This is a genomic window from Empedobacter sp. UBA6745 (assembly GCF_002453775.1).
Classification (GTDB): Bacteria; Bacteroidota; Bacteroidia; order Flavobacteriales; family Weeksellaceae; genus Empedobacter; species Empedobacter falsenii_C.
Genome location: NZ_DKHL01000013.1, coordinates 1 through 23,251 on the forward strand (window position 1 = coordinate 1; position 23,251 = coordinate 23,251).

Here is a 23,251-nt window from a genome sequence, read left to right on the forward strand (position 1 = left end):
CTTCGGAAAAACGGCATTCTCGTCGAAGAACGGTCGAAGAAAACACGAATGAAAGTGGGAGGAAATTTGGGATATTTTAATTTCACAACAAAGGGTTTGATTGTGATTTTTTTGTAAATTAGTTTTACATTTTACGAAATGTAGACATAGGGATATTTCACGAAACTATACTATATTTTACTTCGTAAAAACAACATTAGTTACAACATAAAACAACCGCACGAATGAAACGAGTTATCTATTTTTTGTCACTATTAATTTGTATAAAAACGTATAGTCAAAATACTGAAAAATTAACTAAACCTATTATTGAAGAGGGAAAGCGACTTTATAAATCGGAAATGTCATCATGGCATGGAACTGATTTATTTTTGTCTAAGTATCAAAATAGAGATAATATAGGTGGTTATTTTTCCTATACTCAAAATGATGAAAATATTAACGTTTTTTTCTCAAAATCTGAAACTCCAAAAATTATTGGAACAATCAAATTTGATGATACTTTTAATTTAGAAAAAGCAAATATTGATTTAACTGAAAGATATTTAACACAAGGAGAAAGTGAAATTTATTTGCTTAGAAATAAAGCATTAAATATCATTCAAAATGATACGATTTTCAAAACTTATCAAAATACAAATTTGAATTTAATACCATTGATTGATAAAAAAGAAAATAAAGTATACGTATTAACTGGACCTTCAGTGAATGGTGTTATTATCTTTGGTAATGATTATCTTTTAACATTTGACAAAAAAAACAACTTAAAATCAGCTAAAGCTCTTCACAAAAATATAATTCCAATCAATTACAAAAAAGGTGATGAAGTTGAAATGACTATGCATTCTCATTTGCCAGATACAGGAGATTTTATTACTGCAACAGATATCTGTACGCTAATGTTATATGGAAAAGCAACTGGCTGGAAACAACACAACGTGATTTCAAAAAATTACATGAGTATTTGGAATATTAACACAGACAATCTATTTGTTTTGACTATGGATGCTGTAAAAAAAATTAATGAATATCAAGAAAAACGAATAAAAGAACGAGAAAAAAGTCCTAATTAAAATGGCTGCATCTAAAATTGTCTTAGCAAAATGCGGAATTATAGGTATAATAGAAAGATTTGTAATATTTACACGCCGCTGCTTTTGAGATTTTACAATTTTGTATGTAGTTTATAATACTTTTTCTCTTAACAACAATTTTATGCGAACAATTCATGAAATAGAACTCTTAAAAGAGATATATGATAACCCTTATCCGTTTATTGGACAAAGAAATTTTAATCTTTTATATTGTTTTATGTGGAATAACTTTGAAAAGAATATTGAGGAGAAAAATTTTGAAAATAAGGACTTTGCAAAAATGCCGAGCTTTAGAGAGTTTGTAGAGAATAAGACTTCGATTAAACTTGCGTTAAGCGAAAATTGGACTTGGGCATTAGGTTTTGGTGTGGAAGATGAAAAAGAACTTTTTTTGAAATTTTATTCATTGCTATTTGAGTATGAAAAAGCATATCCGATTGAATATTCTACTATCGTTGAGAAGGATAAAGTGATTTTGGATATTGATCAAATAAAAGCAATAAGCGAACGACCTGAATTGTTTTGTATCCGTGGAGTTTCGAGTATTCGAGCTTATATAGATGGTGCTATATTTTTTAAAGAAAGGGCAAAGCAAATTTTGACCGAAGAAGAAAAGAAAATATTGGCTTTTATTAATTCATATAAATCACAAATAATTTCGGGAAACAATTTTGAAACTTGGGATAGAGTTCTTCTAAGAAAAAGAATGAATATAAATGAATTTACTTGTGGTAATTATCCAAATTCTTGGGTTATGAGTAGATTTTTTAAAATTTTAGAAGAAGAAACGCAACTAAAATTAAAAAGTTGGGATGAAATAAAAAATCACAGTTAATATGTGTACAAGAGAAAAAATTGAGCTAATTACGTAGTGTTGTTTTTTATATAGTATTTTTCTTATTTTAGAGAATCTGAAAAAGCATCGGCTTGGCTTGGTCTGAACTTTTAGTTTTTTGAAAGCCTGTATTTAGTCAATACTTTTTCCGTTGTACTCAATTTTATATCAATACTCTTACTCTACAAAATGGAAAGAATTAACAGACAGATTTATAATTCTAGAAGATTATTCTCAATAAATGACGAAATTATTAATTGGGATTTAAAAAAGCGTCACGGAATGCAAAAATGGATGGGGCATGACAGATATGGATTCATTGAGCTTAATATTTATGAATTAGAAAATTATAAAAATGAAGTAAATAAAGATTTTTCTTCTTATACTTCAAATATAGATTGGAATGTAGATGAAAGAATTTTCCCAAAAGAACTTTATCAAATTCATATTGAAGAACTAAAAGTATATGCTGATTTTATTAGTTCTTATATGTCTGCTTTAAAGGGAGATGACTTAGATTTTATTTTTGAAATTACATTTGCGGGTTTTCATGTTATTGATAGCTATAGAAAACATACTTATGGAAAAGCATTGATTGAAGCAATTGTTAGTTGTTTCGATGAAGAAAGTTTTAATATAGGAAAAAAACATAAAGAAAATTATCATTCCAATGAAGAAGTAAAATACAGAATATCCCAGTTCAAATAAAAACTGCGTAAACATTTACATTATATTAATAAAATATGGGATTTAAAGTACAATAGAAAAAGTAGAAATATTTAGTCATCGCTATTTATATTGTTTTTTTCTTTAAATTAGTGTAAATGAAAGAGTATTGACTAAATCTTATGAATACTTTTTTAAACATCTACAACCTTAAAAAATGCGTCAATGAAACATGTATTTTATCTTTCTTCGATTTTATTTACGATTTTTTCTTGTTATAAAAATACTACTGAGAATGAAATTCTACGCACAACATCTGATACTATTTTATCTTTCTTCGATTTTATTTACGATTTTTTCTTGTTATAAAAATACTACTGAGAATGAAATTCTACGCACAACATCTGATACTATTTTTATTTTCTAAGACAAAAAATTAGGTAGTAAGCAATCTATTTATAACGATAATAACAAGAATAGTGTTGATTATAAGAAGGTTTCTTATTTTAATTATAATTATTTGAATGATGATACTTATAACTTTTCTTACAATAAATTGAAAGAGGAAGGTGCTACATTTCAATCTCAAAAACCTATTTTGGAGATAAAGAATTGGATTCAACTTCATAGGTACAAAAACGACTATTATGTATATAAATCGTGTGATTTTCTTAATCATCAAATTGCAATAAATGACTCGGCTTTAGTTAATTGGACGATGGAAGGACCTTTTGCAAATAAAATTGTATCACAAAAGAAAGTAGATTCAAACAAATATGAATTTGAGTTGAAGGGTTCTGAGGATTGGAAGATTAAGATTTACCTTATTGATGAGAATAAAAAAATAGCCATTTTTGAGGAAACTTATATGAATGAAAAACCTACATATTCGCTTATGACTGATGCGGATACGATGAATCAATTTCCAATAATCGTAAACAATTGCGAACATCATAAACAATCAGAATTAGATTTTGACACGATTAATTATTTAGAATTGTTGAAGAAGAATGGTTATAAATGATAGTTTGTAGTCATTTTCTTTTTACAATAATATCCTAAGCTATATGAAAACTATATTAATCACAATTGCTCTTTTTTTGATGTCAAATTTTTTGTTTGGTCAGACTATAGAATCTGGAGAATACGAATTTGGATTTAAATTAGCATTTGACCAAAAAACAAAAAAGCTAACTGGTTATTTTGAAGATTACACAGGTTGGAATGAAAAAACAAGCAGGCCTAATTTTTCATATATATTTTACATAGAAGGGCAGGTTACAAATAACAAATTTGTTGTATTGACATATTATCCTGAAGATAAAAAAGAAGATGCAATAAAGGGAGAAATAGAAATTATTGGAGAGAAAGCAATAAGAATTAAGCTTTCTAGTGAACATGGAGGTTGCTGGAATGTTCAACATTTTGCCGATGAGCCTGTCTTGTTTAATATGATGAAAAAAACTGAATGGAAGCAAATAAAATATGTGGTGACAGATAAAACCTATTTTTATTCGGAGAAATTAGAAAATAAAAAACTGAAAGCTTATTTAGTTAAAAATGACTTTGTGAGCATTGATAGGATAGAAGGCAATTGGGCTTATTGTACATTTTACGGAAATAGAATAACGAAAGGTTGGATAAAAACGACGGATTTGAATTAAGTTATCAATCAAATCAACAATATTATACTGATTTGTTTAAGTATTTTGTTTAATTTAGATAATCAGAAACTTTCCAAATTCTATGCAAAAGATTTTTACAATATTTTTCTCCGCTTTATCAATTTCACTATTAAGTCAAGAGTATTTAAACAAAACTGAAAAATATGATTTAGAATTATTTAATTACTTGGATAGTATAACTGTAAATAATAAAATTGCAATTGAAACTTATCTAGAGTTTTCTAAACCTTTTTCTAAATGGGATATAAGACCAATTAAATATGAAAAGATATGGGCTTTAGAATCAATTAGAACGTCAAGTGAAGTTACAAATTTCTTTTGGGGTGGTTTTTCACAACGATATGGATTAACAGAATTTGAAGCAAGAGATAAACCGAATCAATTCTTAAGACAGGGACAAACTGATGAAAATTCAAATATTACATTTTTGAATGACAATATCAATAAATTTAAAACATTAGTATCATTAATTGGAAAAAGTAAAAATCAATTATTTCTAAATCAAAATACATTACAAAGAATTGATAACATTTTTAAAGAAAATGATTCTTATTGGTCATTTATAATACCAGACAAATCACCTTTTCCGATTTCAACAAAAGTTAAAATTGAAAAGAAATATAATTTTGATTCTCTTCAAAAACAAATTTTAGAAAAGATGATTGAGATTAATATCTATTCAATTGTAAAAACTGAAAATGGAATTTTCTTTTTAATAGATGGATTTACGGATAATTCTTATGGTTTTTATTTTTCCAAAACAAAAAATATTGAAATGAATAGTCATCTTTTTGAAATAATGATTTCAAAAAAAATAGATGATGAATTCTTTTATTACATCGCAAATTAAGATAATAGATAGCATCATTTTATCAAAACATGTGATTACATAAAACCAAAANNGAGTCAACAACTCGGATTTTTTTATGTTTAAATGTCTAATTATTTCGCTTGTTTATCAATTTCGTTTTGAATGATTTGCCAATCATAAACTTGAAATGTTTTACCGTTACTCATGGCAACAAAGAAACCTTTTGGGAATTTAGTTCCAAAATTGAAGTTAATTGCATCAGCTCCGTCACATTCGATAGTAGAAACTGGGATTTTAGCAATCAATTTGTGTTCATTCGGATTTGAAGCTTCACCTTGTCGTTTGTATACATTAAAATAATTTGCTTGTTGGTCCGAAATTAAGATATAGCCATCTGTTGCATTGGTTTTATAAATTGCAATTCCTTCGTGGTCGCGTTTAAAATCTTTTTGCCCAAAAAATGCAATTTCTTCGTTTCCTTTTTCTGGATCAGCATAATATTTTCTAATTCCTGCTGTTTCGTCAGCGTAATAAATAAAGCCTAATTCTTCATCAACAGCAATGGCTTCAATCTCTTTATTACCCGAATAATTTCCAAATTTGCGTACTAAAGTTGCTTCTATTTTTCCGTTCTTGTTTTCTAATGCATATTGATGTAGGTATTCGCCACTTACACCGTCTTTACGACCAACGATTGCATAAAACTTGTTGTTTTTGCTTTTGTAGAGCGCAATTCCCATTGGGTCTCGTAATGTTTCGTCTTTGAAAACTTCGACTCCGCCATTGTCAATCAATTTAAAATCTGGAAGCGAAACAATTCTAATTTTATTGTTTGCACGTTCGGTAAGCACTGCAATGTCAATGTTTTTTCCATTCAGAGGAAAACCGTACATTACATCTACATTATTTGGACGATTAAGTGGAACGATTTGGTTCACGATTTTACCATTCAAATCATAGGCATATAAACCGCCCGTCTCTTCTTGTTTGTCTGTTCCAATAATAAGTGATTTTTCTGGATTCTGATAATTGATCCAAATTGCAGGATCATCAGTATCATTTGGTGTTTGCTGTGTTGTAACAGTTGGTTTTACTGCATTTGTAGGAATTGGAGCCAGTTTAGAGGATTCACAAGAAAATAGAATAGTGAAGAGTGATAATGTGATGAATATTTTTTTCATAATTGTTTAGAAATCAAACTTTAGACCTAAAGTAAAACGTGGTTGATAATATTCGAGTTGCATTGTTTGACTCGAAACTCCTTGGTAGTAACGTAAAGGTTGATTTGTTAAATTGTTTGCTTCTGCAAAAATTCGTAATTGCTTCGAGAATTTATACGACGCATTTGCATCTAAAAATAATTGTTTGTCATAGTAACTATCCTCGAAAGCATTTCCACCAATCTCGTCTAAATAAGCGGCAGTATAATTAACCGAAACACGTGCAGAAAACTTTTTGTTCTCGAATGCTAACGAACCATTGAACATGTGTGGAGCTGTTTTAGGTAAATCAAGATCTTTTCTCAAATCACCATCTTCATTGGTAATTCCTTTCGCTTTTGAATCGGTGTATGTATAGTTAAGATAAATTCCCAAATGTTTGAAAAATTCGCCTGGAATAAAATCTAATTGACGCTGAAATGCTACCTCAAATCCGAAAACATTCACGTGATCTCCATTTCTAGCTTGTGTCATTTTCCAATTTTCTCCAGCAGGAACTGGGTTTGCTATGTCAGGAAAAAGCGTTTGGAAATCATTTGTTGTAAATGTATTGTTTTTGTAGGTATAGATGAAATCGTTTAATTTTTTGTAGAAAAATCCTCCCGAAACAATTCCGATATTTTCGAAATAGTTTTCAACCATCAAATCATAATTCATGGCATAGGTCGCTTTCAGATTTGGGTTACCTGCAAAAAGCTCTGCATCTTCTTTCAAAACACTTACAAAAGGCGCTAAACTGTAATAATTTGGTCGTGCAATACTTGTTGTGAAAGCTGCTCTCAGAATAAAATCATTTGTAAATTTATGTTTCAAAGAAAGACTTGGTAAAACATTGGTATAATCGTTTTTGTGCTTGATTTCTCCAATTAAATCTTCTTCATCTTGTACATAATTCCCTGTATAATCTATCGAAGTATTTTCGATACGAACACCAACTATTAAAGATGTTTTAGATGATAAATCTTGATCCCAACGAATATATCCTGCCGAAATATATTCTTTCGCTTTATAGTTAGAGGCTAGATATTTAGAAGGCTCTAAGTTAGATTTGAATAGATTTGTATTGTTTAAATCTAAATTTCCTAATTGATGATTTGAATAGAAATATCCAGCTTGATATTTTTTACCAGCATTGAAACGATTGCTTGACCAATTTACAGGATTTTGAGTACTCAAATTTCCCATTCCATCTATGCTTTCGTACGAATAGAAAATATTTTCGCGCTCTTTGTCTTTCAATCGAAGGCGACCACCAAAACGTAAACGTCCTTTCTGATTTGGGATAACACTTAAGGGAACTCTGAAATTAAGCTTTGCACCAAATTCTGTTTCATCTGTATAATTGTGCTGTTCTGATAACGAACTAACTTTGAATTTGGTCAAATCTTCTGCAGAAGTTGTTGTTACATTTGGATATTTTGCATCAGATAAATCTTCATTAAACGTAACACCTTTTGCACGATAATCAATGTAGCGCTCATTTGGTCTGTCTTCGCTCGCTTTTGAGTAAGAAACAGCCCAATCCATATCCATTTTTGGTGATAATAAATGCTCTCCTCGTAACGAAACATTGTAAACACGTTGATCTTCTAAACGCGTATTTTTATTGCGGTTATTATCAATTCCACCTTTTGTTTGGCGACGTATATTTCCTTTGTAAGTTCCTGTTTTTTCATCAAATTCTAAATCGCGATAAGTTACTCTATAACGATTTTCTCGGTCGTCACGCCAATTGTAAATAGCAGAAAGATCAATTCTATTGTTTTCATTAAACTTATAATCTGCCGAAAAAGACGCACTTCTTCTTACGCGTTGAATGTCATATTTACGAATCTGAAATTGTGACAAATAGGTTTTATTTTCATCTTTGTCCCAAACTGCTTCGATATTATCCGAACCAAAATTTTGAACCTGATAACTTCCTGAAACAACCACACCTAATTTCTTGTCAAAGAATCTATTTCCATATAAAAAAGCTGAATTGTACAAGCCTTTTTCGCGAATTGGTGCATAACCACCAGAAGCCGTTATAGAAATACGCTCTTTGTTTGGAACAGCACGCGTAATCAAATTTACAGCTCCACCAATTGCGTCTGCATCCATATCTGGTGTCAAAGTTTTGTTCACTTCGATAGATGAAATCATTTCCGCAGGAATCAAATCCATTTGTACATTTCGGTTATCACCTTCGGCAGATGGAATACGATCTCCATTCAACATACCCGAATTTAGCTCAGGCGAAAGACCTCTAATGATAATGTTTCTGGCTTCTCCTTGATCGTTTTGCATCGTTACTCCAGTCACACGTTTCAACGCATCACCAATGTTAGAATCAGGGAAACGACCAACTTGATCCGAAGAAATAATATTGGTAATATTTCCGTTATTTTTTTGTTGATTCAATGCTTTTGCTTGCCCTTTTAAATAATCTCCAACCACAACAACTTCATTCAGTTCGTTGTAACCTGCATTTAAAGAAAAATCAATAACAGCCGTTTTATTTTCGGTAACTTCTATTTGCTTGGAAATGGTTTCGTATCCTAAATAATCAATATAAATGGTATAAACACCAGGTGTAAGATTTAGAAATTGATAATTACCATTTTGATCAGATACGGTATATTTATTCGAATTTTCGATGCGAATTGTAGCTCCAGGTAACGAAAATTGATCGTTAGAATCTACAACTTTTCCCGAAATAACGCCACTTTGAGCCAAAACAAATGGACCTAAAATAAATAAGGAGAGTTTTAAAAGATGTTTCATGAGAAATTAATTTCCTCAAAAATACATTTGCTATATATCCTAATTGTTAAATATTTATTATGAAATTTTTAACATTTGTAAAGTTGATTTAATTATTGCTTATTTTGATTTGTTGAATCACTTTAATCATTAGTATGTAATTGGATATTTTATCTAGCTTTTTACTAATTTTAGATGTGTAGTAATTGTTACTTTTGCATCAAATAAAAACTTCTCATGTCGATTGCTGAATATTTAAAATTCAATCAAAAAATAAATTATAAAAACGAAATATTAGCTGGCTTAACTGTTGCCATGACAATGATTCCTGAATCGCTTTCGTTTGCAATTTTAGCTGGTTTATCACCTTTAATAGGTTTGTATGGTGCTTTTATCATGGGAATCGTAACAGCTATTTTCGGAGGAAGACCAGCAATGGTTTCGGGGGGAGCAGGTGCTACTGTTATTACTTTAATCGCGTTGAATGCAACATATGGCGAACAATATATTTTTGCTGCGGTTGCTTTAGCAGGAGTTTTTCAGATAGTGGTTGGAGTTTTCAAATTAGGAAGATTTGTTCGTTTAATTCCTCAACCTGTGATGTATGGTTTTCTGAATGGTTTGGCGGTTGTTATTTTTATGTCGCAAATTGAGCAATTCAAATCAACTACAAACGGAATAACGAGTTGGTTGAGCGGTACACCTTTTTATACGATGGCAGGATTGACGCTAATTACAGTTCTGGTAGTTTATTTCTTTCCGAAATTAACGAAAATCATTCCAGCTTCTTTGGTTGCAATTCTTGTAACTTTTCTATTGGTTATCGGATTTAATATTGATACAAAAACTGTTGGCGACATTGCGAGTATCAAAGGAGAATTGCCAAGTTTTCATATTCCGAGTGTTCCATTTACGTTAGAAACCTTGAAAATTATTTTGCCTTATTCGATTATTATGGGTTCGGTTGGATTAATCGAAACTTTGCTAACGCTTACGCTGGTGGATGAGGTGACTGAAACGAAAGGTTCGTCGAATAAAGAATGTTTGGCGCAAGGTGCGGCAAATATTACAAACGGTTTTTTCGGTGGAATGGGAGGTTGCGCAATGATTGCTCAGACGTTTGTTAATCTTGACGCAGGTTCTCGCTCGAGATTAGGACCAGCAATTGGCGCAATAACAATCTTGATTATTATTCTAATTGGCGCTCCAGTGATTGAGAAAATCCCAATGGCAGCACTTGTAGGTGTAATGATGATGGTTGCAATCTCGACTTTTAAATGGGGCTTTTTTAAATTAATAACAAAAATGCCAAAATCGGATGTATTTGTGAGTATTTTGGTGGCGATTATCACGATTGTGTTACATAATCTTGCTTTGGCTGTTTTTGTTGGTGTTATTGTTTCAGCATTGGTTTTTGCTTGGGATAATGCAAAACGTATTCGAGCACGAAAAACTGTGGATGAAAATGGACGAAAAATATATGAGATTTATGGACCTCTTTTCTTTGGTTCAACTTCTACTTTTTTAGAGAAATTTGAAATTAATTCTGACCCAAAAGAAATAGTTATAGATCTGAAAGAGAGTAGAATAGTTGATATGAGTGCAATTGAAGCTTTAAATATTATTACAGCTAAATATGCACAACAAGACAAAATTGTAATTTTGCGACATTTGAGTAAAGATTCTATTCGATTATTAGAAAATGCAAAAAGCGTAATCGAAGTTAATATCGAAGAAGATCCGACTTACAATGTGATGCCAAAATAAAACAATTAACATATGAATGAAAATGAATTAAACTTTGAGAATTATCAATCAAATCTAAAACGTAAAAATAATGTTATCTTAAGTTTCTATATTGCTTTAGGAACGTCTTTGCTATCTTTTTTTGTTGGTATTTATTATTACATAGAATTGGATAAGTTCGTAAATTCTGAGGTAGAGGACATTTCTGTCATAGAAGGGATTTATGGAATTACAGGAATTATGCAAGGGATATCAATTATAGTTACGATGATTTTCTTTGTATTATGGTTTCGTAGAGCGTATGCAAATTTAAAAAGGGTTGGTCTTTCTATTGAAAATAATGATAATATGGCTTTTTGGGGATTTGTAATACCAATCATTAATTTTGTAAAACCTCTAAAAATAGCAAAAGAAATCGATTTGAAATATGATTATTTACTTCATAAATTCAATGAAAATCATCATTCTAATCCAAATAATTATTCAATTTTGACCGCTTGGTGGATAGTATATTGGGTTGATAATATTGTTACTCGAATAGCAACTAAATATAATTTGTCTTCTTTAGAACAAATATTAGATAATCAAAAAATAATGTTGTTTAGTGATGTTGTTAGTTTAATCTCTATTTTGTTGACTATTTTAATGATAAAAACTTTATCCAAATCAGAAAATGAATTAGAACAATATTTAAAATTAGAAGAACTCAATTCAAATAATTTATAAAAAAAATCAGCTTCTAAGAAGCTGATTTTTTTATAAATATCGTTCATTAATCACATTCATATGATGGATGGAATGACCAGCCATAACATAACCAATTTTCTCAACAGAAAACTCTCGATCACCAACTTTTCCTATTTTGTTTAATGTTTCATCATTAAAAGATTCAAACTGAAAGTAAGTTGCTTTCATCAAATTTATCCATTCTTTTATCAATTCTTCAGGCTTTCTTTCATTTGCATTCGAAGTCAATACATAGGCATTTTCATCAAAGAAACTCAACGTTTGCGAATCTTCTCTCGCAATATGTTGCGCACGATAAGAAAAAATACGTTCACAATCTATACAATGTTGTATCATTTCTTTGATAGTCCATTTTCCTTCTGCATACGCATAATCCCATTTATCTAATTCTGTTACAATTATTAATGTTTTCTTGATATCAGCAATACGTGTCTGTAAAGCATCTACAACTTCTATTCCATCGTAAATAGAAGTATAATTGTCGTGGTTTATTGTATTCATTTTTCAGTAATTTTTTACAATTTAAGGATAATTTGATGGAGTTATTTTAAGTATTTGTTAAAAATAAACCTTCATTTTTTTGAATTTATTTCCGATTTTAATAAAAAAATACGATTCTTTTAGAAATTTAGAATCTTGTATCTGATAAATTTATTTTCCTGAAAATCGTTGTTAAGTTTGAGTTGGAAAGTAATTTTAAAAACATAGAATATAAGCACATGATTTCTAACTTATCATACTCAAGTGGGGCATCACAATATCCTCTTTTAGGAGAAACGATTGGCGAAAATTTACGAAATACAGTTGCAAAATATCCGCAGCAAGAGGCTTTGGTTTGCGTTGATCAAAATTATAGAGCGACGTACACAGAGTTTTATTCACAAACTGAACAAATTTCAAAATCATTGATTGCTATTGGTTTGCAAAAAGGTGATCGCGTAGGTATTTGGGCGCCAAATCGTGCAGAATGGACGTTGTTACAATATGCAACGGCTCGTGTGGGAATGATTTTGGTTAATTTGAATCCTGCTTATCGCGAAAATGAACTCGAGTTTGTATTAAATCAAGCGGAAATTTCGGCTGTTTTCGCTGCTTTAAGTTTCAAAACAAGTGAATATAAAGTGATGTTGAACAATGTAAAAGAGAATTCGAAATCACTAAAACATATCATCATTTTTGAAGAAAATTGGGATGATTTCTTGATTAAAGGAGAAGAAATTTCGACTTCAGAAGTGCATCAAATAGAGCAAGCTGTTCAGTTTGATGACGCTGTAAATATTCAATATACATCTGGAACAACTGGCTTTCCAAAAGGAGTAACGCTAACACATCATAATTTATTGAACAATGGATTTTTTATCGGTGTTCGATTAAATTATACACATCGTGATCGTGTTTGTATTCCTGTTCCGTTTTATCATTGTTTTGGAATGGTAATTGGAAATATGGCATGTACTTCGCATGGCGCTTGTATGGTGATTCCTTCGGATAGTTTTGATCCAGCAAAAACGTTGAATGCAGTCGAAATGGAAAAATGTACATCACTTTATGGAGTTCCGACGATGTTTATTGCGGAATTAGAATTACCAAATTTTGATCGTTTCGATTTAACATCTTTGAGAACAGGTGTAATGGCTGGTTCGCCTTGTCCGATTGAAATTATGAAGAAAGTGCAAGCTAAAATGAATATGAAAGAAGTTTCGATTTGTTATGGGATGACAGAAACTTCGCCAGTTTCTACACAAACTATTATTGGGACGCCTTTAGAAAAGCAAGTTTCGACGGTTGGAACAGTTCAAGATCATTTAGAAATTAAGATTATTGATCCGCAAACAGGAGATATTTTACCTCGTGGAATTGCTGGTGAATTTTGTACAAGAGGTTATTCCGTCATGCAAAAATATTGGAACAATCCGGAAGCGACATCACAAGTTATTGATGAGAATAATTGGTTGCATACCGGTGATTTAGCGACAATGGATGTTGATGGTTACATTAATATTACTGGACGCATTAAAGATATTATCATTAGAGGAGGAGAAAATATTTCACCAAAAGAGATTGAAGATTTTTTGTACGAACATGAATCAATTTCTGATGTTCAAATTATTGGTGTTCCAAGTATCAAATACGGAGAAGAGGTAATGGCTTGGGTGAAAGTGAAAGATGGTATTACTATAACCGAAGACGAATTGAAGGCTTATTGTTTATCCATCGCTCATTTCAAACGTCCTAAATATTGGAAATTTGTACAAGAATTTCCAATGACTATTTCAGGAAAAATTCGAAAAATAGAAATGAGAGAAGTTTCTATTAAAGAATTAGGTTTAGAAAATGCACGAAAAGTGAAAACATCTTAAAAAAAGTATTAAAATCTATATCAAAAGTAGACTCAAAAATAATAATTTCAATTATCTTTGAGTCTATTTTAATTTATAAAAATAAACGATCTAAACGATGTCAAATATCTTATTAATCGAAGATGAACAGGCAATCCGCAACGTTTTGAAAAGCATTTTAATGGACGAAAATCCTAAATGGAATGTGGATGAAGCTGAAAACGGAGCTGTTGGGCTTGAAAAAATAAAAGAAAAAGAATACGACTTAATTATAAGTGATATAAAAATGCCATTGAAAGATGGAATGGAAGTTTTATCGGAAGCGATGGAATACAATCCTGATTTAACAATGGTGATGATAACGGGGCACGGAGATGTTGATTTGGCTGTAGATGCGATCAAAAAAGGTGCGTACGATTTTATTTCAAAACCGCCAGATCTTAATAAATTATTGACGACTGTTCGCAATGCTTTAGACCGTAAATCGTTAATGTCTTCAAATAAAGAATTGAAGAAAGAAAATAAAGCATTAAAGAAAAAAGTTGCGAAGAAATATGAAATGATTGGCGACGCTCCTGCAATTGCAGAAGTGAAACAAATTATAGATAAAGTGGCTGCTACAGACGCTCGTGTATTGATTCTTGGCCCAAATGGAACAGGGAAAGAGTTGGTTGCTCATCATTTACACGAAAAAAGTGATCGTAATGTAAAACCTTTGGTTGAAGTAAACTGTGCGGCAATTCCAGCTGAATTAATCGAAAGTGAATTATTTGGTCATGTTAAAGGATCGTTTACTGGAGCCGTTAAAGACAAACAAGGTAAGTTTGAATTGGCAAACGAAGGAACAATTTTCTTAGATGAAATAGGGGATATGAGTCTTTCTGCTCAAGCAAAAGTTTTGCGCGCGCTACAAGAAGGAAAAGTTTCTCCAGTTGGTTCTGAGAAAGAAATTAATGTGAATGTTCGTGTGATTGCGGCAACAAATAAAGACTTACGAAAAGAGATTGAAGAAGGTCGTTTTCGCGAGGATTTATACCATCGTTTAGCGGTAATTATTATTAATGTTCCGGCACTTAATGATCGTAAGGATGATATTCCTGCTTTGGTTGAACATTTTATTACAGATACTTCAAGTCAAAAATCTTTTGATAATTCAGCTTATGATGCTTTGAAAGAATTAGATTGGTCAGGAAATATTCGTGAGTTAAGAAATGTTGTTGAACGTTTATTGATTTTGGGCGACAATCCAATTTCGAGAAAAGATGTTGAACAATTCGTGAAAAAATAATTCATCTCAGATGAAAAAGATTTTCTTTTTGTTATTTATCAGTCAACTCTTTTTATTCTCATGTAAAAAGGATAATGTAGAAGTGGATAAAAGTTCGGATGGTCTGTCGCATGAAGATGTATTGTCTTTAGAGAAAAATTCTGTTTTTACGAGCGAAACGCTTATTTACAAAGGAGTTTTTGAAGGAAAATATTTTGGAGATAAAATCGTTTTGAAATTAGCAGATGACAAATTTACTGCTGAATATAAAGGTCAATCTTATGATGGAGAATTGTTCAAAAAGGATGATGGATCGTTGATGGAAATCGATTCAAAAAAGAAAAAATTACCTTTTCAATTTTTACGTTGGTCAGACAATTCGGAGATTATGATTCTCAATGAAGATGGAATGGCTGATGATAATGGTGAAAATTATTTAACAAGAATTTCAGATAAATGAAAATAAAATTTACGTGGATTTTAAGTCTTATTGCAATTACTTTTTTAGTAAGTTGTAATTCTTCTTCAGCCAGTAAAAATGATGAATTAGGAAAACGTTTTTTCGAAAATTATTCATCTCGAAAAGATTACAAAAAAATGTTATCTTTTTACAATGATAGTTTGGTATATGAAAATGTGGCGCAATATTCGGGAGGTTCTACGGTAGATCCGCGTTATTTATTGAATGATATTATTCGTTGGAGTGATCAAACGATGCAATATGAAAACAATAAATTATTGAAAGTTAATGAATTATTTTCTAACGATTCGATGATTATTGCAAACGGAGAATTTTCGCCTTATACATACAATGGAATGAAGTTTCCAGCGATGAAATTCACGACATATTTGTATTTAGATCAAAATTCGAAAATCAAAAAACAAGTTGATTGGTTCAATTATCCGATTGAGGATATTATTGAGTTGTATCAGTTGCAACAAGGTCAAGACAAAATAAAATTAGATAAACAATAGTTTTAGTAAATCCAGTTAGAGTTTTTTAACTGGATTTTTTTATTTTTAGATATGATAAGAATTGCTACAGAAAATGATATTGCTGAATTGAAAAGAATGATGATAAAATTGTTACAACATCATCAAGAGTTTAATGCGTTGTATCAAATGGATTTAACATATAAACATGATATAGATGATTTTTTCAAGGGAATTTTAGAACAACAAAACATAAAAGTATTTGTAGCTGAAATAGAAAATAAGTTGGCGGGATATATTATTTGTTCGAAACATCTTCGTCCGAAATACTTTGCGATAAAATCAAAAGGAAGAATAGATTCTTTATATGTCGATGCAAATTATCGCAATCAAAATATCGCTTCTAAATTGGTTGAAGAAGCGATAAATTTCTTGAACGATCAAGCATATATTGAATTAGAATTTACAGCTGAAAATCAATCTGCAAAAGGCTTTTGGTTGAAAAATGGTTTTCAAATTTTGAATCATCAATGTATTTTGAAATTGAATTAATTACAAGAAAAAAGCCATTGTACAAACCATAAAAGCTGTAATTCCTGTATAAAAAAGTCCGATAATTACAACATAGCCTAACTTACGATGAATCGTTGAAAATCTTCCAGGTAATTGTTTTTTCTTATTTTGATTTTTCGATTTGAAAATTGTAAAAGCCCAAAAAATATACGTTAAAACAGCACCAATAATATGTGCCCAAAGTGTAGTATGAAAAAACGTTGTCGCTAAATATGGACTCACTTTTACCAAACTACCAGAACCTCCAGAAAAACGAATTGTCAATTCCAATAAAATAACGCCTGTAACACAAGCATAAAATAAGTTTTTTTGAACTTTTATATGTTGCTCATATTTTCCTTGTTTTACTAATTTTACCGCATACAAAGCAATAAAAGGAGCAAATATTGATAAAATTAACATGCCGTAAACGACGATTTGACTAATTGAGATCATAAAATAATTTTTATTCAAAAGTATTTGTCACAGCGGAATTGAACAATTTTTTTAGACGAACTACAAATTTTTCACGACCAAATTAGTTCACTTTCCAAAAGCTTTTTCGTTACTTAGCTAAAAGTTTTGATGATGCAAGATTTCGTAAAAAAATATCCACTTATTTTCCATTTATTGGGATGGATCGGAATTGCATTTATCTTTTTCATCATTTTTCCGCTTACCTATCGCATCAATTTACCAATAGAACATTACATTTATCACGCTATTTTACTTGTCTTTTTAATGATATTGTATTATTTGAATGTAGGTTTTTTATTGCCAAAAATTAGTTGGAGAAAAAACGGCGTTTTGTATATTTTAACGTTAATAATTTTGACTATTTTTCTGATTCTTGTGATGAATCAAGTGGAAGAAATATTACAATTAAATCAAAAACTTCATCAAATATTACATCCAAATCAGCCAACAAATTTGAAGCAAAATTCATTTTTCATTTCGATTTATATTTCAATTTTTGCTTTAATTATTTTCGCGATTGGAATTTCATCTCATTTGATTAAAAATTTGAACAAAGAAGAAAAGAAAAAACTTTTGTTGAAAGAAGAAAAAACCAAAGCAGAATTAAGTGTTTTGAAAGCACAAATTAATCCACATTTCTTTTTCAATACATTAAATACGATTCATTCGTTAACTTATTTTGAAGTTGAGAAGTCGAGAACTGCAATTCAGAAAATGGCTAAAATGATGCGTTTTGTGTTGAATGAAGAGCAAAATGATAAAGTTTTGCTGAAAGATGAAATTAGTTTTATCGAGAATTATATTGATTTGATGCGTTTTCGGATTCCAGAAAATGTAACGTTAAAAGTTGAGATTTCTACTTCTGAAAATGAGTTAGAAATTGCGCCAATGATATTGTTAACATTTATAGAAAATGCTTTTCAATATGGAATTTCAACGACGAAAGATTGTGAAATTTGTTTGAAGATTAAAGTTGAAAATGGATTATTAATTTTAGAAACAACAAATGAAATCTTTGAAAATAAACGCGTTAATCGTTCTAAAAATATTGGAATTCAAAATACGATAAAACGTTTAGAAATTATGTATTCATCAAATTATGAATATGTAGTGAAGATAGAATCAAATGTTTACAATTGTTTACTAAAAATTAAGTTGAAATGAAATTAACCTGTATAGCGATTGATGATGAGCCTTTAGCGTTGAAATTATTAGAGAATTTTATTCATCATTCTGATGATTTAGAGTTGCTTGCGTGTTTTAATTCTTCTCAATCTGCCCAATTATTTCTTCTTGAAAATCAAGTTGATTGTATTTTTTTGGATATTGAAATGCCAGAGTTAAATGGAATTGATTTTGTAAAATCGTTGTCAGAAAATAATGTAAAAACGTCAATAGTTTTTGTGTCTGCTTATAGCAATTATGCAATAGAAGGTTTTAAAGTTTCGGCAACAGATTTTTTGCTTAAACCTTATAGTTTTGAAGATTTCGAAAGAACAGTTTCTAAAATAAAACATCAAAAAAATCTTGAAAATTTATTGAAACAAAACGATGATATTTTTATTAAAATTGATGCAAAACAAGTGAAAATAAAGCTTTCGTCTATTTTGTATATCGAAAGTATGAAAGATTATTTGAAAATATATTCTGAGGAAAAGGAGTTACCGTATATTCCGTTGATGACACTGAAAAAAATGAAAGAAAATTTACCAGAAAATTTCATTCAGATTAATCGTTCGCATATTGTCAATTTCAACAAAGTGACTTCTTTTGGGAAAAATAATTTAATAATAGGAAAGAAAGAGTTTAGCTTATCAGAGAAATATAAACCTTATTTTGAGAAGTATATCAAATAAAAAAGCTCCAAAATTTTGGAGCTCGTAATTATTATTTAACTATTATTGTTCTGAGTTAAAGTAGACTTTATAATAATACATTTTCTTTTCTTCGTCAAAACCGCGTTCCAAATATTCTTCGGCTGCATCAGGATTTGTCAAATCTAATTTGATGTTAATCTTTGTATCTAATTTAATTTCACTTTTGATTTTCTTTGATTCTTTCATCAAAGTTGGAACCGAAACTTCAAAAGCTTCTACAAATTCAACACGATTATTTTCGCTGTAATCTTTCTTATATTCTTTGAATTCGTCAATAATTTCGAAAGGTTTCAACACTTGATCTTCAAAAATTTCATTCGTTACAACTTCATTTGAATTCAATACATTTATCGAATTTGAGATAAATTCGGCTTGTTGTTTTTTGTCCGTTTTATCCAAAAGAAAATCATTCGAGAAATCTGTAATCAACTCCATATATTTCTTTGTATGGTAATTGTTATCCTTAATCAAATCAATTTCCAAGAAATTTTTCTTCCAATATTCTGACTCCACATTTTTATCATCGATAGAGTAGACGCGGAAACCTTCGTCGCGATAAGCATCAAGAATAAGACAGGCTTTGTCGATTCCTTCTAACTTGTAACCTTTCCAAATGTTGTAATCTAAACCACGCGATTCGTCGAAACGCAAGAATTTTTTCTTATTCTCTAATTTATAAATTCCAATTCCACGACAAGGAATTCCGTCGAACATCATATTCTCGAAAAGCGCAATAAAAACTTCACCACTTTTGATCTGCGGATGCAATGATTTCTCGTATAAATGACTTAAAACTTCTTGCGAAAAATCGATAAAATCTGTTTCTTCATCAAACATTTGCTTGCATTGATTATACAAAACATTAAATTCTAACTTTTCTGTATAATGCGTGAAACGATTAATTTCGAGCGTTTTTTTGAAAGGACTTAATAAGAAAGGAACCAATTGTTCTTCTTTAGATTCGTCATATTCTAGTGTTTTATCGGCAAAAATGTTAGCTTCTTCTCGAACTTTATGTCCAACTTTTTGTAAACTAATAAAGGCGATGTAAGCATTTTTAACGTCAATCATTTTATATAATTTCTTAAAAACAAAAGTAATCAATTCAGAAATCAATACAAACGATGTCAAGAATAAAAATATTTAACAAAATTGTCAAACAAAATTGTTAATACAATTCATTGAATATTAATCACTTATAAATTATTTTGATGATTTATTGATTTTGTATGGTTAAAATTTATAATTATGGCACGGAAATAGTATTTAGAGAGATGTCTTAATTTATTAAAAAGTTGGATGATGAAAAAAATTAGATTTACACTTTTAGGAATAGCTTTTACAGCCATGTTAGCTGTTGGTGTAAATGCTCAAGATAGAGGTCAAAGAGGTGGTGAGAGAAGTTCTTCTTCAAGAGAAGCAACTTCAAGAAGTCAAGGGAATGGACGCTCTGAAATGGCTAGAACAGAAAATAGAACTAGTCGTATTGAAGGAAATAGAACAGAAAGAATAGATCGCAGTAATTCTACGAATGACTCTTGGAAGAATTCTACAAATAGAACAGAACGTGAAACGAGTACACGTATAGATAGAAACAATACAGCGATTGTAAGTAGTAGACCAAGTTCTAATAAAGATTGGAATAATAGTAGAAATAACAGAGAAAATAACCAAGGTAATCAAGGTAATAGATCTGAGAGTTTAAAAAACAGAGATTTCTACAACAATCCAGTTCGTATAAATTCTAGCTCATACAACAGAGGAAACCGACCAGTTTCTAATGTGAATGTAAGAAACTATAACAAGTATTCGTACAACAGTTATAATTTCTACGGAAATAACGGTATTTACTATCGTCCTTATAACAGTGGATATGTGAGATATATGCCATATGTAGGATTTAGAATTAATATTTTACCAGTGGGTTATGTAACAATTAATATTGGTAATAGAAATCCATATTATTTCTACGAAGGAGTTTATTACAGCCCTAATAGAAATTATTATGAAGTAGTTCAAGCTCCTCTAGGTGCTATCGTATATGCGTTACCAGCAGGATATGAAAGAGTAGATTATGGAGGCGAATATCTGTATGAATTTGGAGGTGTTTTGTACCAAAAAATTTACAACAGAGGAACAAGAGCTTATCAAGTAGTAGGTTATTTAGATTAGTATAGGTTTTAGTAGTTAAGTAAAAGCCCAAACAGATTATCTGTTTGGGCTTTTCATTTGTAGCGAAGAGCAGAATCGAACTGCCGACCTCAGGGTTATGAATCCTGCGCTCTAACCATCTGAGCTACCTCGCCTAAATTTTAATTTTTGCAAAGGTAATTTTTTTTTGATTTTATAACAAAACTTATTTTGATTTTCTTTGGTAGATACAATTCATTTTATATCTTGCGACTTCAATAAAATAGAATTATGCCAAAAAAGAAATATCAAGTAGAATTTTCAATCAAGTCTTCACCGTCTTTGCTATATAACTATATTTCAAACCCTTCGGGTTTATCAGAATGGTTTGCAGATAACGTAAATTCTCGTGGAGAAAAATATACTTTTATTTGGGATGGACACGAAGAATCTGCATTTTTGATGAAATCTAAGCAAGATGGATACGTGCGCTTTCAATGGGAATATGATGAAGACACAAAATATTTCTTCGAATTAACAATTGTAGAAGACGATTTAACGAACGATGTATCATTAGTTATTACAGATTTTGCTGATGAAGACGAAGTAGAAGAATCAAAACAATTGTGGGAAAGTCAAATTGAAGATCTTAAAAAAATCTTAGGATCTGTTTAAAATCTATTATTTTGAAAATTAACTTAGGTGGCGTTATTGTCGAAAAAGCAAATGCAGAAATAGGAATTCAGAACAGAGCTTTTCGTAATGGTGATGCTGTAAAAGAAATTTTACGATTTGTAAATGGTGAAATTATTGATTGGGAAGATCATTATTTCAATCTAATGGCTGCTATGCGTATTTACCGCATGAATATTCCGTTGGATTTTACACCAGAATTTTTTCAAGAACAAATCAATTTATTAGCAGAAGTAAATCAGACCAAGTCAGGAAAAGTAGAATTTTTTGCTTTCAGAAATGATGAGGAAGATTATCTAAAAGCATCCATCAATTATTTGATTTCTATCGAAAACAGTGACAATGATTGGGAGTTTTTACAAGCCGAAAACGAGATTGATGTTTATAAAGATTATGCGATCAATACTGCATTTTACTCACTTGTGAATACGTATCGTCCAGAAGAAAATATTGCAGAAATCTATCGTTTAGAGAATGATTATGCTGATATTATTTTGCTAAATGCAAACAAAAAAATGGCACGTTCTTTACGAGGAAATATTTTTGTGGTGAATGGAGAAACAATTCGTACACCGAAAAAAGAAGAAGGTGTTATTACAAGTGTTTTGAGAAATAATTTCATTACAAAAATTAATAAAGCCGAAGAATTTAAAGTAGAAGAAGTCGAAATTTTTCCATTCGAAATTCAGAAAGCCGAAGAAGTTTTCATTTTGATTGATGGAGTTGGAATTTTACCAATTACCAAAAATCGTAAAAAAGAATACACTTTAGACAAAACAAAATCGATTTTTAAGTATTTATAATCGATTAATTCATAGAAGGATCAGCGGGGGTGTTTAGCCAAATTAAGTTTTCACCTCCAAGCTGTTTCATTAATTTTTTCCACAAATCAGCATCCCAACGCTCAAAAATATCAAAATCCAAATCTGTTACAGCCCACGAATTATCGTTTAATTCATCTTTGATTTGTTTTGGCGCCCAACCACAATATCCAATAAAAAATTTGATTTCATCTTGCGTAATCAAATTCTGATTTACCGCATCGCGTACATCTTCATACACACCAGACCAATATAAATTGTCAGCAATTTTTTCGCTATTTCTGATTAAATCAGGTCGTTTGTGAATATAATAGATATTTTCTTTATCGACAGGTCCACCTTCAAAAACAATAGAAGCAGATTCTATTTCAGATACAAAAATACTAATCGGAATATGAGAAGAATGATTAAGAATAAAACCAATACTTCCAGATTCTAAGTGTTCTGTAATTAAAATAACACTTCGCTGAAAAATATCATTACTTAATGTTGGTTTTGCGACCAAAATAGCTCCTTTTTTTATACTTTTGATAGACATTTTTGTTTCGGTTTTATTGAGTAAAATCTTAACGAAATATACAATTAGCTGTTTAAAAATATAAAATAATCATTA

At 30.3% G+C, this 23,251-nt stretch carries 24 protein-coding genes and 1 tRNA gene; 18 read left to right on the plus strand and 7 right to left on the minus strand.

Going from position 1 to position 23,251, the window contains the following annotated elements; translation table 11 throughout:
- Positions 1–224 precede the first annotated feature (224 nt).
- From B4H69_RS04855 to B4H69_RS04880, 6 genes are all read left to right on the plus strand, one after another.
- Positions 225–1,073, plus strand: coding sequence for a hypothetical protein (locus B4H69_RS04855; protein WP_180904493.1), 849 nt, complete (start codon positions 225–227; stop codon positions 1,071–1,073).
- 142 nt (positions 1,074–1,215) lie between these two features.
- Positions 1,216–1,929, plus strand: coding sequence for a hypothetical protein (locus tag B4H69_RS04860; RefSeq protein WP_180904492.1), 714 nt, complete (start codon positions 1,216–1,218; stop codon positions 1,927–1,929).
- 189 nt (positions 1,930–2,118) lie between these two features.
- Positions 2,119–2,637: a hypothetical protein gene (locus B4H69_RS04865; RefSeq protein WP_180904491.1), complete on the plus strand. Its 519-nt coding sequence runs from the start codon at positions 2,119–2,121 to the stop codon at positions 2,635–2,637.
- Positions 2,638–3,115: 478 nt separating this feature from the next.
- Positions 3,116–3,619 (plus strand): hypothetical protein, encoded by a 504-nt coding sequence (locus tag B4H69_RS04870; protein ID WP_180904489.1) that lies wholly within the window; start codon positions 3,116–3,118, stop codon positions 3,617–3,619.
- A 43-nt stretch (positions 3,620–3,662) separates the two neighbouring features.
- Positions 3,663–4,259, plus strand: a complete 597-nt coding sequence (locus tag B4H69_RS04875) for a hypothetical protein (protein ID WP_180904488.1) — start codon at positions 3,663–3,665, stop codon at positions 4,257–4,259.
- A gap of 82 nt (positions 4,260–4,341) precedes the next feature.
- A complete protein-coding gene (locus B4H69_RS04880; protein ID WP_180904487.1) occupies positions 4,342–5,130 on the plus strand; it encodes a hypothetical protein in 789 nt (262 codons plus the stop codon).
- A 92-nt stretch (positions 5,131–5,222) separates the two neighbouring features.
- On the opposite strand, the gene B4H69_RS04885 is transcribed toward B4H69_RS04880, so the two are convergent.
- Both B4H69_RS04885 and B4H69_RS04890 read right to left on the minus strand, forming a co-directional pair.
- Positions 5,223–6,272 (minus strand): phytase, encoded by a 1,050-nt coding sequence (locus B4H69_RS04885; protein ID WP_180904486.1) that lies wholly within the window; start codon positions 6,270–6,272, stop codon positions 5,223–5,225.
- A gap of 6 nt (positions 6,273–6,278) precedes the next feature.
- Positions 6,279–9,077, minus strand: a complete 2,799-nt coding sequence (locus B4H69_RS04890; RefSeq protein ID WP_291092968.1) for a TonB-dependent receptor — start codon at positions 9,075–9,077, stop codon at positions 6,279–6,281.
- Between the two features lie 216 nt (positions 9,078–9,293).
- On the opposite strand from B4H69_RS04890, the gene B4H69_RS04895 reads away from it, so the two are divergent.
- Positions 9,294–10,823 carry a SulP family inorganic anion transporter gene (locus B4H69_RS04895; RefSeq protein WP_291092971.1) on the plus strand — a complete coding sequence of 510 codons (1,530 nt, stop codon included), beginning with the start codon at positions 9,294–9,296 and terminating at the stop codon, positions 10,821–10,823.
- A gap of 12 nt (positions 10,824–10,835) precedes the next feature.
- Complete coding sequence (locus B4H69_RS04900) at positions 10,836–11,528, plus strand: DUF4328 domain-containing protein (RefSeq protein WP_291092973.1); 693 nt, start codon at positions 10,836–10,838, stop codon at positions 11,526–11,528.
- Between the two features lie 30 nt (positions 11,529–11,558).
- Here the strand turns inward: B4H69_RS04900 and B4H69_RS04905 are convergent, their stop codons facing one another.
- Positions 11,559–12,050, minus strand: coding sequence for a DinB family protein (locus B4H69_RS04905; RefSeq protein WP_291092975.1), 492 nt, complete (start codon positions 12,048–12,050; stop codon positions 11,559–11,561).
- Between the two features lie 218 nt (positions 12,051–12,268).
- On the opposite strand from B4H69_RS04905, the gene B4H69_RS04910 reads away from it, so the two are divergent.
- The 5 genes from B4H69_RS04910 (at position 12,269) to B4H69_RS04930 (ending at position 16,640) form a co-directional block, all read left to right on the plus strand.
- Entirely contained in the window at positions 12,269–13,909 is a 1,641-nt protein-coding gene (locus B4H69_RS04910) for an AMP-binding protein (protein ID WP_291092977.1), read from the plus strand.
- 97 nt (positions 13,910–14,006) lie between these two features.
- Complete coding sequence (locus B4H69_RS04915; protein ID WP_180904482.1) at positions 14,007–15,176, plus strand: sigma-54-dependent transcriptional regulator; 1,170 nt, start codon at positions 14,007–14,009, stop codon at positions 15,174–15,176.
- A gap of 10 nt (positions 15,177–15,186) precedes the next feature.
- Positions 15,187–15,615 carry a hypothetical protein gene (locus tag B4H69_RS04920; protein WP_180904481.1) on the plus strand — a complete coding sequence of 143 codons (429 nt, stop codon included), beginning with the start codon at positions 15,187–15,189 and terminating at the stop codon, positions 15,613–15,615.
- A complete protein-coding gene (locus B4H69_RS04925; protein ID WP_038330521.1) occupies positions 15,612–16,130 on the plus strand; it encodes a hypothetical protein in 519 nt (172 codons plus the stop codon). The genes B4H69_RS04920 and B4H69_RS04925 overlap by 4 nt, the downstream gene beginning before the upstream one ends.
- Positions 16,131–16,181: 51 nt before the next feature.
- Positions 16,182–16,640: a GNAT family N-acetyltransferase gene (locus B4H69_RS04930; RefSeq protein WP_180904480.1), complete on the plus strand. Its 459-nt coding sequence runs from the start codon at positions 16,182–16,184 to the stop codon at positions 16,638–16,640.
- On the opposite strand, the gene B4H69_RS04935 is transcribed toward B4H69_RS04930, so the two are convergent.
- Positions 16,641–17,096: a DUF420 domain-containing protein gene (locus tag B4H69_RS04935; RefSeq protein WP_180904479.1), complete on the minus strand. Its 456-nt coding sequence runs from the start codon at positions 17,094–17,096 to the stop codon at positions 16,641–16,643.
- 132 nt (positions 17,097–17,228) lie between these two features.
- On the opposite strand from B4H69_RS04935, the gene B4H69_RS04940 reads away from it, so the two are divergent.
- Both B4H69_RS04940 and B4H69_RS04945 read left to right on the plus strand, forming a co-directional pair.
- On the plus strand, positions 17,229–18,281 hold the full coding sequence (locus B4H69_RS04940) for a sensor histidine kinase (RefSeq protein ID WP_291092982.1): 1,053 nt from the start codon (positions 17,229–17,231) through the stop codon (positions 18,279–18,281).
- The gene (locus B4H69_RS04945) at positions 18,278–18,973 is read left to right on the plus strand and encodes a LytR/AlgR family response regulator transcription factor (protein WP_291092984.1); all 696 of its coding nucleotides are present in this window, start codon (positions 18,278–18,280) and stop codon (positions 18,971–18,973) included. The genes B4H69_RS04940 and B4H69_RS04945 overlap by 4 nt, the downstream gene beginning before the upstream one ends.
- 42 nt (positions 18,974–19,015) lie before the next feature.
- Here B4H69_RS04945 and B4H69_RS04950 read toward each other — a convergent pair whose 3' ends face one another.
- Positions 19,016–20,065 carry a nucleoid-associated protein gene (locus tag B4H69_RS04950; protein ID WP_280045571.1) on the minus strand — a complete coding sequence of 350 codons (1,050 nt, stop codon included), beginning with the start codon at positions 20,063–20,065 and terminating at the stop codon, positions 19,016–19,018.
- Between the two features lie 231 nt (positions 20,066–20,296).
- On the opposite strand from B4H69_RS04950, the gene B4H69_RS04955 reads away from it, so the two are divergent.
- Positions 20,297–21,166, plus strand: coding sequence for a DUF6515 family protein (locus B4H69_RS04955; RefSeq protein WP_291092986.1), 870 nt, complete (start codon positions 20,297–20,299; stop codon positions 21,164–21,166).
- Positions 21,167–21,226: 60 nt separating this feature from the next.
- On the opposite strand, the gene B4H69_RS04960 is transcribed toward B4H69_RS04955, so the two are convergent.
- Positions 21,227–21,300 (minus strand) — tRNA-Met (locus tag B4H69_RS04960).
- A 115-nt stretch (positions 21,301–21,415) separates the two neighbouring features.
- Here B4H69_RS04960 and B4H69_RS04965 point away from each other — a divergent pair.
- Both B4H69_RS04965 and B4H69_RS04970 read left to right on the plus strand, forming a co-directional pair.
- Positions 21,416–21,799: an START-like domain-containing protein gene (locus B4H69_RS04965; protein ID WP_038330532.1), complete on the plus strand. Its 384-nt coding sequence runs from the start codon at positions 21,416–21,418 to the stop codon at positions 21,797–21,799.
- An 11-nt stretch (positions 21,800–21,810) separates the two neighbouring features.
- Positions 21,811–22,620: an aminotransferase class IV gene (locus tag B4H69_RS04970; protein WP_180904474.1), complete on the plus strand. Its 810-nt coding sequence runs from the start codon at positions 21,811–21,813 to the stop codon at positions 22,618–22,620.
- Positions 22,621–22,624: 4 nt separating this feature from the next.
- Here B4H69_RS04970 and B4H69_RS04975 read toward each other — a convergent pair whose 3' ends face one another.
- Positions 22,625–23,176, minus strand: coding sequence for a YqgE/AlgH family protein (locus tag B4H69_RS04975; RefSeq protein WP_180904473.1), 552 nt, complete (start codon positions 23,174–23,176; stop codon positions 22,625–22,627).
- Positions 23,177–23,251: the final 75 nt, after the last annotated feature.